This window comes from Pseudomonas sp. S2_A10, assembly GCF_054668465.1.
In genome coordinates this window covers 2,107,175-2,120,665 of record NZ_CP162773.1, presented here as the reverse complement: position 1 = coordinate 2,120,665, position 13,491 = coordinate 2,107,175, and the positions used below count along the sequence as shown (strand labels likewise).

Genomic DNA, 13,491 nt, shown 5'->3' with positions numbered 1-13,491 from the left:
TTATGGATTCCATTTGTTGGAGAGTGCAGGCCTTACGGTTTTCAGGTCTGGCAGGTTGTCGAGGAAGTTGTCCGGGTAGTAACCGAAACTGGTCGCGCCCTGGCGCTTGAGCCGGCCCATCCAGTCCGCCAGATGCACGGCGTCGATATCGGCCTGATCCTTCTGGTTCCAGTCGCGCGCCTGCAATTCGAACACGGTGCGGTTGAGCGCGCCGGGACGTTTCTTCACCGTGGCGACCAGTTCTTCCAGCCACGGGCCGGACTCGGCCAGCGTCTGTTTTTCCATCAACGGCATGGCCATCGGCGCCGTCCAGTCGTAGGTGGCGAGGAAGTCATCGAGGTTCTGCGCGAACCACGCTTCGCTCTCCGGATTGAGCATCGGTTCGGCGAAGATGTTGCGTGCGGTCAGCACTTGCGGGCCGCGAATCGCACGGACTTTCGCGGTCAGTTCGTTGGTGAAGTCGATCAGGTAGCGGCTCTTGAAACGCGTCCAGCGTTGCATCGCCGCCGGATCGTCGCGCAGCGCGGCAATCGAACCTGGCAGACCTTGAGCGGCGTAGGCCTTCAGGGCATCCGGGCTGGCGTCCTCGAAATCCGAGAGCACCGCATCGTCGTGGTAGAGAATGCCGTCGACCGAGGTCAGCCGCGCCACGTCTTCATAGATTTCACCGATGATCTTGCGCACTTCGGGATTGAACGGTGACAGGCGTTTGTACTGCTTCGGGTCGACCGAGGTAGTGGCGGTTTTCGGGTCCCAGCGGGTCACGCGCGGCAGCTTCGAATCCAGTTCGAAACTCAGCACCGGCATCCACGCAAAGACCTTCACGTGGGCACGGGTGCGCAGTTGCCAGGCGACGCGGTCGAACAGGTCGGCGCGCATCGGCAAGTGACGGTTGGGGAAGTACAGCGAATGCACCAGACCATCGCCCTTGGGATCGGCGAAGGCTTGCAGGAACACCGTGCTGGCGCCCAGGTCAGCCATGCGCTGCACCAGTTTGCCGAGGTTGATGTCCTGCTGGGCCGGGTCCGGGTCGTAGACGTTGTCGAGGTCGACATGCACCACGCGCATCGGCGCTTCGGCCTGCACCGAGACGATGCTGTTGGCGAAATGCTCGCCATCAGGATCGGAGGCGACCAGAAAGCGCGGCCCGCTCATCAGGTTGTCGAGGGTGTCGAGGCCGTCGTCCAGCGTCAGGGCCATTTCATAGCCCTCCTCACCGACCACGGTCAGCGAGGTACCGTCGGCGGTGCCGTACGGCCAGACCCAGACGCGTGGTTTGTAACCGGTGGCCTTGCGGATCTTCTCGGAAATGTTTTTCACGTCGGTGCGAATGCGCGCCTGGAAGTCGGCTTCGGATTCGTAGCGTTTGGTCACCGGGTCATAACGCCGGGTCGCGGCGGCCGGCTGCAGGTTGCCCTGCGGGTTGCCAAGGATGCCTTTGTGGTTGGCATCGGTGTGAGCGGCGATCTCTACCAACCCGGACCTGGAAATTTCGCGGATCTGCTGCCAGGTCAGGAAGTTCTCACGGTTACGCGGCGTGCCGGCGAAATCCACCGGTTGATTGAGCGGCGTGTCGATCCAGGTGCCGACCGGCGCCAGCAAGGCGTGCCAGTTGTAGGCGCGCAACACTGGCAACACGCGGGTATAGAAGCTGGCGTAACCGTCGTCGAAACTGAGCAACACCGCTCTCGCCGGCAGCTCCGGGCCGCCCTTGCGTGCCGCCATGATCTGGTCGACGGTCACTGGTTTGTAGCCGTTCTCGCGCAGCCAGGCGAGCTGCTCGATCATGCGCTCGGTGCGCACCGCCACCACGGCCTGATCGGGATCACGGTCTTCGACATCGTGGTAGGCAATGCCGAGCACGTGGTTTTTTGGCCACGGTTGTTCACTGGCCGCGACCGGCCGCTCGGAGGGCGGCGCGAAGGCCGGGGCTTGCTGGGCGCAGGCGCTGACCAGCAGCGCTCCCAGCAGAAGGATGAAACGCGAGATAAAAGGCATCTTCAAACTCTTCTAGAAGCGGAAAGTGAGGTCGACAAGCAGACGCAGATCAGTTTCCCGATCACCGTCATAAGGCCGGTTGATCACACTGAACATGCCGCCCACATCGAACACGTCGTTCCAGGCGTACCGTTGGCCGTAACCGAGCAACGCCATGCCGCCGGTGCCGTGGTCGCGCTGGCTGTAGGTGCCCGCGCCGGCCTGGAATTGCTGGCTCCAGGAAGTTTCGTAGCGGTGGTAGAGCACGTGATTGACGTTGACCAGCGGCATCACGCTGAAGTCCGACTTCGGGTTGAAGTACGGCACGTCGTCGGATTTCGAGTTGTGGCTGGTGCCGACTTCCAGGCCGGCGTCGACCTGGATGTTCGGCGCGGTGTAGATGCCCTCGCGCCCGGTCACCAAGGCTTCGACGCGGTTGTTGCCATCACTGAAGTGCGACGGGCTGACCGACACGCGCCACTCGCGGCTTTCGTTGGCGCGCCAGCGCAGAAACGCACTGCCGCCATTGGCCTTGATGTCGCTGTTGAGCGCGCGCAGCGGCGTTTCCGCCGAGAGGTATTCGAGGCTGCCGCCGTACTGCCAGTGATCGTTGATGTCGCGGACTATCGCCAGGCGTGCGCCTTGTTTGTCACCGAAGCCGTAATCGTGATTCGACACCTCGGCTTCGAGGGTCATGTCACGGGTGCGCCGTTCCAGGCCGACACGCTGGAAGCGATGGTGGCCGGTGCCTTCGGCGAAATCACCGGTGGCATAACCGGCCCCGGCGAAGACACGCCAGTCTTCGTTGATCGGCGGGCTGTACAGCGTGCTCTGGATACCGAAATCACGGCTGCCGCTGACCGCACCGGCATCGCCGCTGCCGCCACCGTTGGCCTTGCCGCCGTAGGCTTCGACGCGCAGTTCGGCCATGTCATGCACTTCCCGTTCGCGAGCCAGGCGCTGCACCTGGCGGTTGTCCGGATAACGCGCGACCACATCGTCGACCAGCGCATCGTTCTGCCGCCACTCCTGCAACTCCATCGCGGTGCGCGCCTGAGCGACTTCCAGGCCGGCATCGCGGGGCGCCATGCTCTCGGTTTCCTTGAGCTGATTTTCCGCGCGGCGCGGCCACTGGCGGGCGAGGTAAAGATCGGCCTGGGCCAGACGCAAGCCAAGGTTGCCCGGCGCCTGATCGACCAGCGTCTGCAAACGCTCTTCACCGTGCGGAAGATCGGAACCGTAGGTGCCGGCCTGGGCGGCGAGTTGCTGGGCGTCCATCCATTCGTCGTTGGGGTTGCCGATGGGCAGACCTTTGAGCTCGACGCGCGGACGCTGGGCTTTCGCTGCGTCCTCGGCGACCTTGCGTGCCTCGTCGGCGCGGTCGCTTTCTAGCAAGGAGTAATACAGCGCAGTGGTGTCTTCGAGACGATCACCGACATCGGCGTCCGGCGCTGAAAGCACATGGCGATACAGATCAGTGGCAATCTCAGGCTCGCGTTGATCCAGATAAGACGCCGCCACCCAACGCAGGGCGTAAGTCGGAATCTCCACGCCCTCGGCTTGCAGCTTTTGATATTCGCTGATGACGTCGGCAGTGCGCGCGCGGGCCTTGAGCGCGCCCATGCGGTCGATGCGCCAGCGCGTCACGTCGTCGTGAGCAGTGGCGTCGGGCGTCCAGGTTGCGAGCAATTTGTCGTAATCGGCCAGCGCGCGGTCGGCAATGACATAGCGTTCCCTTTCGCTGCGGGTGGCCAGTTCGGCAAGGCGCACGCGTTCGGCGGCGAGATCACCTTCGAGCCGGCGCAAGGTCACCGGATCAATCAGGCCGGGACGTTGACTGGCCAGCCGCAGCGCCGGTTCTGGCAGGCGGGCCTTTTGCAGGGCGACCACGTACTCGCGGGCAACTTCCGGCTTGTTGCCGGCGCGGATGAAGGCCTGATCGTATTCGAAGAGTGCGTCGTACTGTTTGCCGGCGCGACCGAGTGCGTAGCCCAAGGCGAGACGGCGTGACGGATCGTCGGGTTTGGCGGCGACCAGCGCCTGGGCGCGGGTGACGGCCTGATCGGGTTTGCCGGAATCGGCCTGAGTCAGCGCGAGACCCAGTTGCAGGTCGGCGTTGTCCGGCTCCAGCGCCAGCGCCTTGTTGTACACCTGGATGGCCTGATCCCAGCGCTTGAGGTTGCGATAGGCACGCGCAACGGCAGTCAGCGCCTGCACCGGCAGAACGCGGTCACGGCCTTGGGTTTCATAGACCTTGACCACTTCGGCATCGAGCCCGGCCCAACTGGCGATTTGCAGATGATCGCTGACCTGGCCATCGCTGGCCTGGCCCGGCGGCACCTGACGCAGCACGGTCAACGCAGGCGTGTAATGCCCGGCCCGGGCATCGCGCACCATCTCGTCGTAGGGTGTGTCGGCCAACGCCAGCAGCGGCCAGAGCAACTGGCTGCACAGGGCGAATCGGAACAAAGGGCGTAAACCACGATGTAATACAGGGCCATCAATACGCGGCATTTGTCAGCATCCTTACATGGCCAGCCGGGTCGCAATGCCCTCCTTGCCCATTCGTAACGGTGGCCGACAAAAACAGCCTTCGGCCAAGCTTGGTGAGGCAGTCTGCACGCAAGCGAGAGCGAATTTTCACAACGCAATATTTGTTCAGAATCGGTCCACCTGTACAAAATCCGTACAGCAAAACGCCCGGCGCCTGTTCACACAGGGGCCGGGCGTCTGGGGGGGCGCGGTTGGGTTTATTGCTCTTGGGTGACGCCGGCAAACTTGCTCATGAGGAAACCGATGAACTGCTCGACGGTCATCTTCTGGCCGTTGAATTCGACCTGATTGGCCGCGTAATGCAGTTTTGTCACCACGTTGGTGCCGTCGGCGACAGCCAGTTGCGAGCCGACCGCCATGCCGGCGAACATGTCCGCCGCTTCCTTGGACTGATCGACGATGGCTTTGGCGTCAGTCTGGCCATCGAGTTGCGCCTGCACGCTGAGCAGATCGACCAGCATCGGCTTGGATACCTGAATGTTCAGGTCGAGCAGCGCGATCAGTTGCTTGCCGAGTTGATCCGGCGGCAGATCCATCGATTGCGGCTTGGTCAGGTCGATCACCAGATTGGCGCGGCTTTCACCGTTGGCGGTGTTGAACGAAAGGTTCTCCAGCGCCAGTTGCGGGCCGGCCGCCAGCAACTTTTGCAGATCGGCTTTGACCTGGGCATTTTCCGCTTCGGTCAGATTCAGCTCCGGTGCCGGCAAACCCTGCGCGGCGGCCTCGGCGGCAGCTTTTTCGTATGGCTGCAATTTGGTCTGGTAGATCTGCATCAGCGACATGGTCGACGGAATGTCGAGGTTCTTCAGGCTCATGGCCATGGCCGCCGAACCGACTTTCTTGTCGTTGAGCGTCACTTCGCCGATTTTGTAGTCGGCACGCCCCGAGGCGTTGCTGCCGCTTTCTTCGGTGCGGTTCTTCATTTCGAAGTTCTTCACGCCCAGCACCATCGGCTTGGCACCGAAGGTGGTTTTGCTGCCGGTCACTTCCAGGGTGTTTTCCCCGGTGTAGTAGCCGTAGCTGCTCTTGGCGAGGTTGCTCGCCAGGGTCAGACCGTTGAGCTCGACCTGCACCGGCGCCTGGTCTTGCGACACGGTGACCAGTTTCAGGTTGTCCATGTAGCCGTCGGCCTTGACCTTCTGCGCCTGGGCGCTGGCGGCGATGTCCATGCTCAGACCGGAAAACTTCAGGCTCGACTGCTCATCCAGCGCGGTTTCGAACGGCACCAGGTTGAGGGTGCTGGTGGTCGATTCGTCGTAGCCGATGTTGGTCACGCCCTTGAGCGGCGCGGCGCCGTTGGTGGCGGCGAACCATTTTTCCGTGGACGGGCTCTTTTCCAGCTCGTAGTTGCTGGTGGCCATGACCGGCAGCCACTTCAGCGAGACCAGACGCGAGAACGGCAGCGGGCCGTGTTCGATGTGGTCGACGAACAGCAACTCGACCGGGGCATCGCCGAACATCTCGCCCTCGCCCTTGAGGCGATAGTGCGCGGTGCTGGTGAAGGTGTGGCGTTCCAGCGACACCAGTTCCAGCGACGCGGTGCCGTTGGAGCCGGCCATGGCGGTCTGCAGCTCTTTGTTGGCGTTGCTGACGGCGTTGTTCAGTACGCCTTCGATCTTGGTCCCGGTGTACCAGGCCCCGCCTGCGCTGATCGCGCCGATGGCAACAACAATTCCGAGAAGCACGCCTGCTGATTTATTCATGAATGACCTGATCGGTTTCCGTGGCTGTGGATGAAGTCGTCTTCCTTGAACCCGGGATCGGGTCGCGGCTCGACTGTGCGCAATTAAGCGGTGGAGATTAGCACCGGGCGCGGACGACGGCCCAATGTTTAAAGGTTAAAGAGTGTCTATGGACACTTGGGAGAGCAAAAAGATCGCAGCCTTCGGCAGCTCCTACATTTGCAATCCGATTGTCCTGTAGGAGCTGCCGAAGGCTGCGATCTTTTGATTTCAGGAATACTGAACCTCGATTTCATCCAGCTGATGATCAAAGCTCTTCAGCCGCGCGGTCCAGGTATACACCAGCACTTCGAAGTCACGATCGATCACCGCTCCGCCGGTGGTATCCGCCCGCACATCGCAGAAATCCAGCTGATAGCGTTCACGAGCCATGGCCGTGGCGACGTCGGACAGCTCGCGGGCGTTGCTCAGCCAGTGCCAGCCGTCATCGGCGATCTGCTTGTCGAGTTCCAGGCATTGCTTCTTCAGCCCTTCGAGGCTTTTTTCCAGCGGCGTGCCGGTGAGCTCGCCCATGACCTCGGCGAAGGTTCGCCCGGGCTGCCAGTAACTGCCCCAGAAGTAGCGGTCGAACACGGTTTCAACCCGGCGCAGGGCGACTTTGGTGTCCCAGATCAGCACGAGCATCTTGCCGCGCTCGAGCTGGCGCTTCTTGACCCGTTGCAGCTGAATCGAGGTCCACGCGACGACGACGATCGCCATCACCGCGATCAACGCAACGGCGCTGTCGAGGAAAACCATTGCCGTGTCGATCTGGTGGGCCAGCATGATCCCGTAGAAATACGTGGCCGAGAGCAGCACCAGCGCCACCAGAGCGCACCAGAAGCCGAGAGCGTAAGGGTTTTTCATTATTGGTTTCCCCTGGGCCAGCACGAGCAATGTGCATTGCAGGAGCGCTTGGCATGGGGCGCCCCTCCAACACTTCAAAGCATAGCAACGGCCTCAGGGTTTGCTGGCGCTCGAGGTGTTCGTTCGTCCGCTTTCCCAGCCACCGCCCAGGGCGAGGAACAAATCGATCTGGCTCATTGCGACCTGGGTGTTGGCGCCGGCCAGTTGCGCGGTGACATCGGTGTAGGTGCGGGTTGCTTGCAGGTCGGCGAGGAACGACTCGCGGCCGGCCTGGAAGAAGCGGTGCGTCTGCTCGGCGGCGAGCTTCGCCGACTGCTCGGCTTCGGCCAGCGCATCGCGGCGTTGCAGCAGCGCGCTGTACTGGGCCAGACCGGTCTGGGTCTCGCGGATGGCGTTGAGCACCACGCCGTCGAAATGCGCTAGCGCGCCTTGAGTGTTGGCCTCGGCTTCACGGATGCGCGCGCGGGCGCCGTTGGTCGGTACTTTCCAGCTCAACGACGGGCCGAAGCCCCAGCGGTTGGTCGACGGGTCGCCGAGGTCATCAATGATGCCGACGGTGCCGATGGTCGCGCCGATGCTGATGTCCGGGTACAGCTCGCCGGTGGCAATGCCGATGCCGGCGGTTGCCGCCGCGAGGCGCCGTTCAGCCTGACGAATGTCGGGACGGCGCTTGAGCAGCGCAGCGCCGTCACCGACCGGCACCAGTTGCGCGATCTTCGGCAACTCGGCGCAACTGGCTGTACCTGCCGGCAACTGCTCGACCGGTTTGGCCAGCAGCATCGACAGACGGAACAGCCCGGCCTGACGCGCCGCTTCATAACGCGGCAAGTCGGCGCGCAGGGATTTGAATTGGGTCTGCGAACGGGTGACCTGGGTCTCGTCGCCACGCCCGGCATCGCGCAGACGCTGGATCAGCGTGGTGCTTTGCGATTGCAGGTCGAGAGAATGCTCGGCGATTTCCCGCTCTTCATTGGCTGCGCAGACTTGCGTATAGGCGCGAACCACGTCCGCCACCAAGGTGATACGCGCAGTGTCGGCTGCGGCCTGAGTCGCATCGGCATTGGCTTTGGCCGCTTCGATACCGCGCTGCAAGGTGCCCCACAGGTCGAACTGGTACGAAGCGCTGATACCGATATCGGCGATGTTGGCCACCGGGACTTTTTCCGGCAGCAGGAACGCCTGACCGGACTCCTGCAAACGTTGCGCACCCATTTTCACCCCGCCGCTCCAGCCGCCAGCGGCCTCGGCTTCATCCACCTGAGCGCGTGCCCGCGACAGGTTCGCCGCCGCCACGCGCAGGTCGGTGTTGGAAGCCATGGCCTGCTGTACCAGTTGATCGAGGCGCGGGTCTTTATACAGCCGCCACCAGTCCGCTGGCACCGGCGCCGAGACCACCGGTTTGCCGGCGACTGCCAGCTCACCCTGAATATCCTTGCGCTGCACCGCCGCGTCGGCGGGCACCTGATAATCCGGGCCGACCATCTGACAGGCCGAGAGCATCACGCCCAACCCGGCGATCAACCAGGCCCTGCTCATGGCTGCCGCTCCTCATGCTGGTCGTCGATGATCGACACGGTGGCGGTACGCCCGGCAATCATGCGGAAGTCGGCCGGTACATCATCGAATGCGATGCGCACCGGAATCCGCTGTGCCAGGCGCACCCAACTGAACGCCGGGTTGACGTTGGGCAGCAGGTTGCTGCCGCTGGTGCGGTCGCGGTCTTCGATGCCGGCGACGATACTTTCGACATGCCCGCGCAACCTGGCGCGGTCGCCGATCACGCGGATATCCACCGATTGCCCGACGTGGATGCCGTCGAGTTTGGTTTCTTCAAAATAGCCGTCGATGTGAAAGGAGTTGCTGTCGACCACCGACAACACCGGGCGCCCGGCGGTGACGAATTCCTGCGGACGCGGCGCGCGGTCGTTGACGTAACCATCGACCGGGCTACGGATCACCGAGCGATCGAGGTTGAGCTGCGCACTGTCGACCGCCACCAAGGCTTCGGCCAATGCCGACTGCGCACGGGCGACGCGCGACTGGCTTTCTTCCAGTTGTTCGGCCGGCACCAGGTTGCCGAGGCCACGGTTACGCTTGGCTTCACGCTGCGCCTGGGCGAGGGTTTCTTCGCGATCGGCAACGGCGGCCTTGGCCTGGCGCAGGGCCAGTTTGAAGCGATCCTGGTCGATGCTGAACAGCACCTGACCGCGCTTGATCAACTGGTTGTCCTTTACCTCGACCTGCTGGATCAGCCCGGACACGTCCGGAGCGATCTGGATGATGTCGGCACGAATGTGGCCGTCGCGGGTCCACGGCGCGAACATGTAATACATCACCATGCGCCAGACGAGGACAACGGCAAAAGTCACGATCAGCAGGGTCAGAACCACGCGACCGATGGTCAGAAACGGTTTTTTCATGTCATCAGGTATCGACTGAGTGAGTCCACGCCGTACAGCAGCACGGCATAGAGCGCCACGTTGAACAATGCCCGGTGCCAGACCAGACGGTAAAAGTGCAGGCGTTGCAGCACGCCATGCACCAACAAAAACAGCACGTAAGTGATGCCCATCAGCACCAGCAGGGTCGGCAGGAAGATGCCGCTGATATCCAGATCACCGATCATAGGGGCGCTCCATCGGGCAGCGGTTCTTCGGGCTCGGCGCTGGAGACGAACTCGACGCCGGGCAGCAAGGCCAGACGCAGACCGCTCAAGGCGTGCAACAGGTGCAGACGGGTTTCATCGTCACCCTGGCCGTTCAGCGCTCGGCGCGTGCGATCGAGGGTCATCAGCAGACCGCTTGGCGCCGGCAGGCGTTCGTCGGCTTTGAGGCAGGCACGGAAATATTCGCCAACCTCGCCCACCACTTGTCGCAGCAGGGCATTTGGCACGCCGGTGACGCGCGGGGTGTAGGCAAGCAGATCGAGCATATTCAGACCGACACGCACTTCGCGCATGGCGATGCCGGTGTCCTGACCTGTCAGGGCCAGACGCGGCAGGTGCTGCATCAGCCGATCGAGCAGCTGCACGCCCAACTGCCGATGCTCGGCGAGGCTGGCCGGCTCGGTCATGCTGACGATGTCTTTCCAGCTGAATCGGGTCAGACGCTTGGCCGCCAGTTCGGCACCGAATGGCCGCGCCACCAGCGTCCAGATGAAGGCGAACAACAGCCCCAGCGGTCCAGCCAGATTGGAGTTGGCGAAGGCGAAAAAGTCCGCGTCGTAGGCACCCTGAATACTGATGAACGACGAGGTATTGACCAGCGTCAGCAGCATGCCGAGGTAGAAACGCGGCTGCACGGTCAGCGTACCGATGCAAATGAACGGCACGGCAAACGCCAGCACGAGCATCGGGAAATCGTGCAAGTTGGGCAGAATCAGGAACAGATAAAGACTGGCGAACAGCACCGACATCCCGGTCCAGAAAAAGAACCGGTAAATCTGCGGCGCCGGATCGTCCATCGAGGCAAAGAAGCTGCACGCCACCGCTGCCAGGATCACCGCGCTGCCGCCGTCAGGCCAGCCGAGCAAGATCCACAGCACCGAAGCAACGATGATCGCCAGAATGGTCGAGGTCACCGAGTAGAGCATCAGCCCGCGATCGATGAACGGCGTCAACCGGCCCAGGCGCCAGTGCCGGTACACCGCGCGCCAGCTGTCCTGGCGCTCGCAAAGAATCGCATCCTGCAGGCTGCGGCAGTCCTGCCACAGATCGATGAATTCACCGAGGCGGTAAATCGCATTGGAGAACAGCAACTGTTTGCGCTCCTCCAGCGCTTCGGCGCTCGGTTGCAACGCGTCGAGTTGATCTCTCAGTGCTTGCCAGCGCTCGAGATTGGCGTCTGCGTGGTCCAGCCATTCCCGGGTCGCAGTCAGCAATGGCTGGAATTTCTCCACCAGTTCCGGGGTGCGGCGTTCGAGGGCGTACAGCGAATCCTCTAGGGCATCGATCACTGGCAACAGGTGAATCATCCGGCCGCGCAGTTCCTTGGTGTTACGCACGGTTTGTGGCCGCGCGCCTTCGTGGGGCAACTGGCCGATCATCAACTCGAGGCTGTTGAAATTGGCGACCATGGCCATGCGCAGCGCGGTGACCTCTTCCGGCTGCACATCGCGGCTGAGAAACTTCAGGCTGTAGCTCGTCGCATCGGCGAACCATTTGCTCACGGCATCATTGAACACCGGCGCCAGGCGTCGCGGCCAGAACATCGCACCGACCACCGCAGCGACGGCGATGCCAAGGAAAATCTCTTCGGTACGCGCCTCGGCCACGTCCCACACCGCCAGCGGATTATCGACCACCGGCAGGGCAATCAGCGGCAAGGTGTAACCGGCCAGCATCAGCGCATAACTGTTGGCGGTGCGCAGATGCAGGGACATGAACAGCAGAATGCCGGTCCACAAAGCGATCACCACCACCAGCACGTACGGGCTCTGCACGAACATCGGCACGAACAGCACCGCCGCCGCTGCGCCGAGAAATGTACCGGCCGCGCGGTACAGCGCTTTGGAGCTGGTCGGGCCGAGAAACGGGCTGGAGACGATATACACCGTGGCCATCGCCCAATACGGACGCGGCATTTGCATGAGCAAGGCGATGTACAGCGCAATCATCGACGCTGCAAAGGTACGGACCCCGTAAAACCAGTCACGGGCCGGCGGCATGCCAGTGAAAAAACCGTTCAAGAATTGACCACCACAGGCGAACTCGCCGCCTCAAAAGCCCTCAGTACCCGAAGCGTAGCTTCCAGATCACTGCGCTCGATGCCTTCCAGCACTTCGTGGCGCAGGCGCACCAGCTCAGCCTCCACCGCCTGTACCAGCTCGCGACCGGTATCGGTCAGGCTCAGGCACTTGGCCCGGCGATCCTGGGCATCTTCGGTGCGACAGACGTAACCGGCGTGGCACAGCTGATCGAGCAAACGCACCAGCGAAGGACTCTCCATCCCCGCAGCCTGGGCGACTTGCACCTGACGCACGCCCTCGCCCAAACGCCCGATCATCAACAAGGGCACGGCGCAGGCTTCGGAAATTCCATAGTTGACCAGCGTGGTCTGGCAGATCTTCCGCCAATGCCGGGCGGCCACCACCATGGCGCTGCTGATGTTCATCTGGAGACTGTCGAGGGAATCGGACACGGGATAACGGACACTGTTAGTTTGCTAACTATCAATATCGCACTGGAGGGGAATTTCAGTCAAGTTTTGAAACAAATCTCCCTACGCTTGGCCGAGGCGTACCACGAGTTGGATTTGTAATTTTTCGAAGAAAAAATCTAATGCGACGGACAAAACGAAATTTTTTTACAGTAAGGAGGTTTTTTTTACATCTGAGCCTTTTCGCGCAATTTTTTTTACATGCTGCGCCTCATGCCAGACGATACATCAACTGATCCCGCACTTTGGTGGCCCCAGTCCGGTCACTCAAGAATCTCATCGACAAACATCGGCCACTTGAATAAAGCGGGGGCTCGTTCAACGGTTCCTGGCAGCATCGTAAACGCTGCTGCGTTCGCGCTTGCCAACCGCTAGCACGGAAACCACGACTCGTTCGTCGATGACTTGGTAAACCAATCGATACCCCGAGGCTTTGAGTTTGATTTTGTAGCAGTCGGGCATGCCGTGGAGTGCGTCAGCCGGGATTCTGGGAAGCTTCAGCCTCTCACCTAGCTTCTTTTTGAATTGCTCACGCAATGTATGACCCAGCTTGTTCCACTCTTTGTGTGCAGACGGCAGAAACTCAAGCTTATAAGTCATCCAGGCTTACCGAAATGGGCGTTTCGTGGAGACGCGAACGAACAATGTCAGCCAGTTCAAGATCATCAAGCCGCTCCATCATCGCTTCGTAAACTTCGGCCGGCACCATATAGCCCATGACGCGATTGTGGTTGAGGACAGCGACGGCCCCCCCATGTGCACCGTTCAACACGGCAGTAGGATTTTTCTTCAGTTCAGAGACACTGACAGCCATATCAGCGAGAACGCTTTGCATAATAAGAACCTCAAATTAGGACGTGATTTTGGTCTATTTATGCCATGTGGACAACTGTGGCGTTCAACGAGGATACAACTTCGCGATGATCACCCCACCCGCCCCTTGCGCAACATCACATTCAACTGATCCACCACCTCCGCCCAATCCGCATCGTCGAGAATCTCCTCGCGCAGAAACTGCGCCTGACTTTCCGTCCAGAAAAACGCGTCAGCCAGATGCAATTCCGGTTTGAGCGGTGAATGGCTGGCGATGAATTGTTCGATGCCGGTCGGATCGTCATCGAGGCCGAGTTGTTTGAACAGGGCCGGTAGGCTGTGCTGCGGATTTTCCATGATGCAACTCCTCTGCAATTCAGGTCCGGCGTTGCGCCGTTTGCTGC

The 13,491-nt window shown here is 61.6% G+C and carries 12 protein-coding genes; all 12 read right to left on the bottom strand.

From position 1 onward, the window contains the following. Positions 1-1,998, bottom strand: coding sequence for a poly-beta-1,6-N-acetyl-D-glucosamine N-deacetylase PgaB (gene pgaB / locus AB4N41_RS09705; RefSeq protein WP_056786970.1), 1,998 nt, complete (start codon positions 1,996-1,998; stop codon positions 1-3). A gap of 12 nt (positions 1,999-2,010) precedes the next feature. Then, on the bottom strand, positions 2,011-4,491 hold the full coding sequence (gene pgaA / locus AB4N41_RS09700; RefSeq protein ID WP_252877217.1) for a poly-beta-1,6 N-acetyl-D-glucosamine export porin PgaA: 2,481 nt from the start codon (positions 4,489-4,491) through the stop codon (positions 2,011-2,013). A gap of 236 nt (positions 4,492-4,727) precedes the next feature. Next, the gene (locus AB4N41_RS09695; protein WP_252877216.1) at positions 4,728-6,233 is read right to left on the bottom strand and encodes a YdgA family protein; all 1,506 of its coding nucleotides are present in this window, start codon (positions 6,231-6,233) and stop codon (positions 4,728-4,730) included. 249 nt (positions 6,234-6,482) lie between these two features. Beyond that, positions 6,483-7,118: an NADH:ubiquinone oxidoreductase subunit N gene (locus AB4N41_RS09690; RefSeq protein WP_150742987.1), complete on the bottom strand. Its 636-nt coding sequence runs from the start codon at positions 7,116-7,118 to the stop codon at positions 6,483-6,485. 93 nt (positions 7,119-7,211) lie between these two features. Next, entirely contained in the window at positions 7,212-8,654 is a 1,443-nt protein-coding gene (locus tag AB4N41_RS09685; RefSeq protein ID WP_056786958.1) for an efflux transporter outer membrane subunit, read from the bottom strand. Further along, a complete protein-coding gene (locus AB4N41_RS09680) occupies positions 8,651-9,538 on the bottom strand; it encodes an efflux RND transporter periplasmic adaptor subunit (RefSeq protein ID WP_252877215.1) in 888 nt (295 codons plus the stop codon). Before AB4N41_RS09680 ends, AB4N41_RS09685 begins: the two co-directional genes overlap by 4 nt. Beyond that, positions 9,535-9,744 (bottom strand): DUF1656 domain-containing protein, encoded by a 210-nt coding sequence (locus AB4N41_RS09675; RefSeq protein ID WP_016772264.1) that lies wholly within the window; start codon positions 9,742-9,744, stop codon positions 9,535-9,537. The genes AB4N41_RS09680 and AB4N41_RS09675 overlap by 4 nt, the downstream gene beginning before the upstream one ends. Then, positions 9,741-11,804, bottom strand: a complete 2,064-nt coding sequence (locus AB4N41_RS09670; protein ID WP_150637842.1) for an FUSC family protein — start codon at positions 11,802-11,804, stop codon at positions 9,741-9,743. Before AB4N41_RS09670 ends, AB4N41_RS09675 begins: the two co-directional genes overlap by 4 nt. Then, the gene (locus AB4N41_RS09665; protein WP_016772266.1) at positions 11,801-12,229 is read right to left on the bottom strand and encodes a MarR family winged helix-turn-helix transcriptional regulator; all 429 of its coding nucleotides are present in this window, start codon (positions 12,227-12,229) and stop codon (positions 11,801-11,803) included. The genes AB4N41_RS09670 and AB4N41_RS09665 overlap by 4 nt, the downstream gene beginning before the upstream one ends. A 363-nt stretch (positions 12,230-12,592) precedes the next feature. Next, positions 12,593-12,874 (bottom strand): type II toxin-antitoxin system RelE family toxin, encoded by a 282-nt coding sequence (locus AB4N41_RS09660; RefSeq protein WP_252877214.1) that lies wholly within the window; start codon positions 12,872-12,874, stop codon positions 12,593-12,595. Further along, positions 12,864-13,109, bottom strand: a complete 246-nt coding sequence (locus tag AB4N41_RS09655) for a type II toxin-antitoxin system Phd/YefM family antitoxin (protein WP_041477418.1) — start codon at positions 13,107-13,109, stop codon at positions 12,864-12,866. The genes AB4N41_RS09660 and AB4N41_RS09655 overlap by 11 nt, the downstream gene beginning before the upstream one ends. Positions 13,110-13,198: 89 nt before the next feature. Continuing rightward, positions 13,199-13,444 (bottom strand): DUF2789 domain-containing protein, encoded by a 246-nt coding sequence (locus AB4N41_RS09650; RefSeq protein WP_252868578.1) that lies wholly within the window; start codon positions 13,442-13,444, stop codon positions 13,199-13,201. Positions 13,445-13,491: the final 47 nt, after the last annotated feature.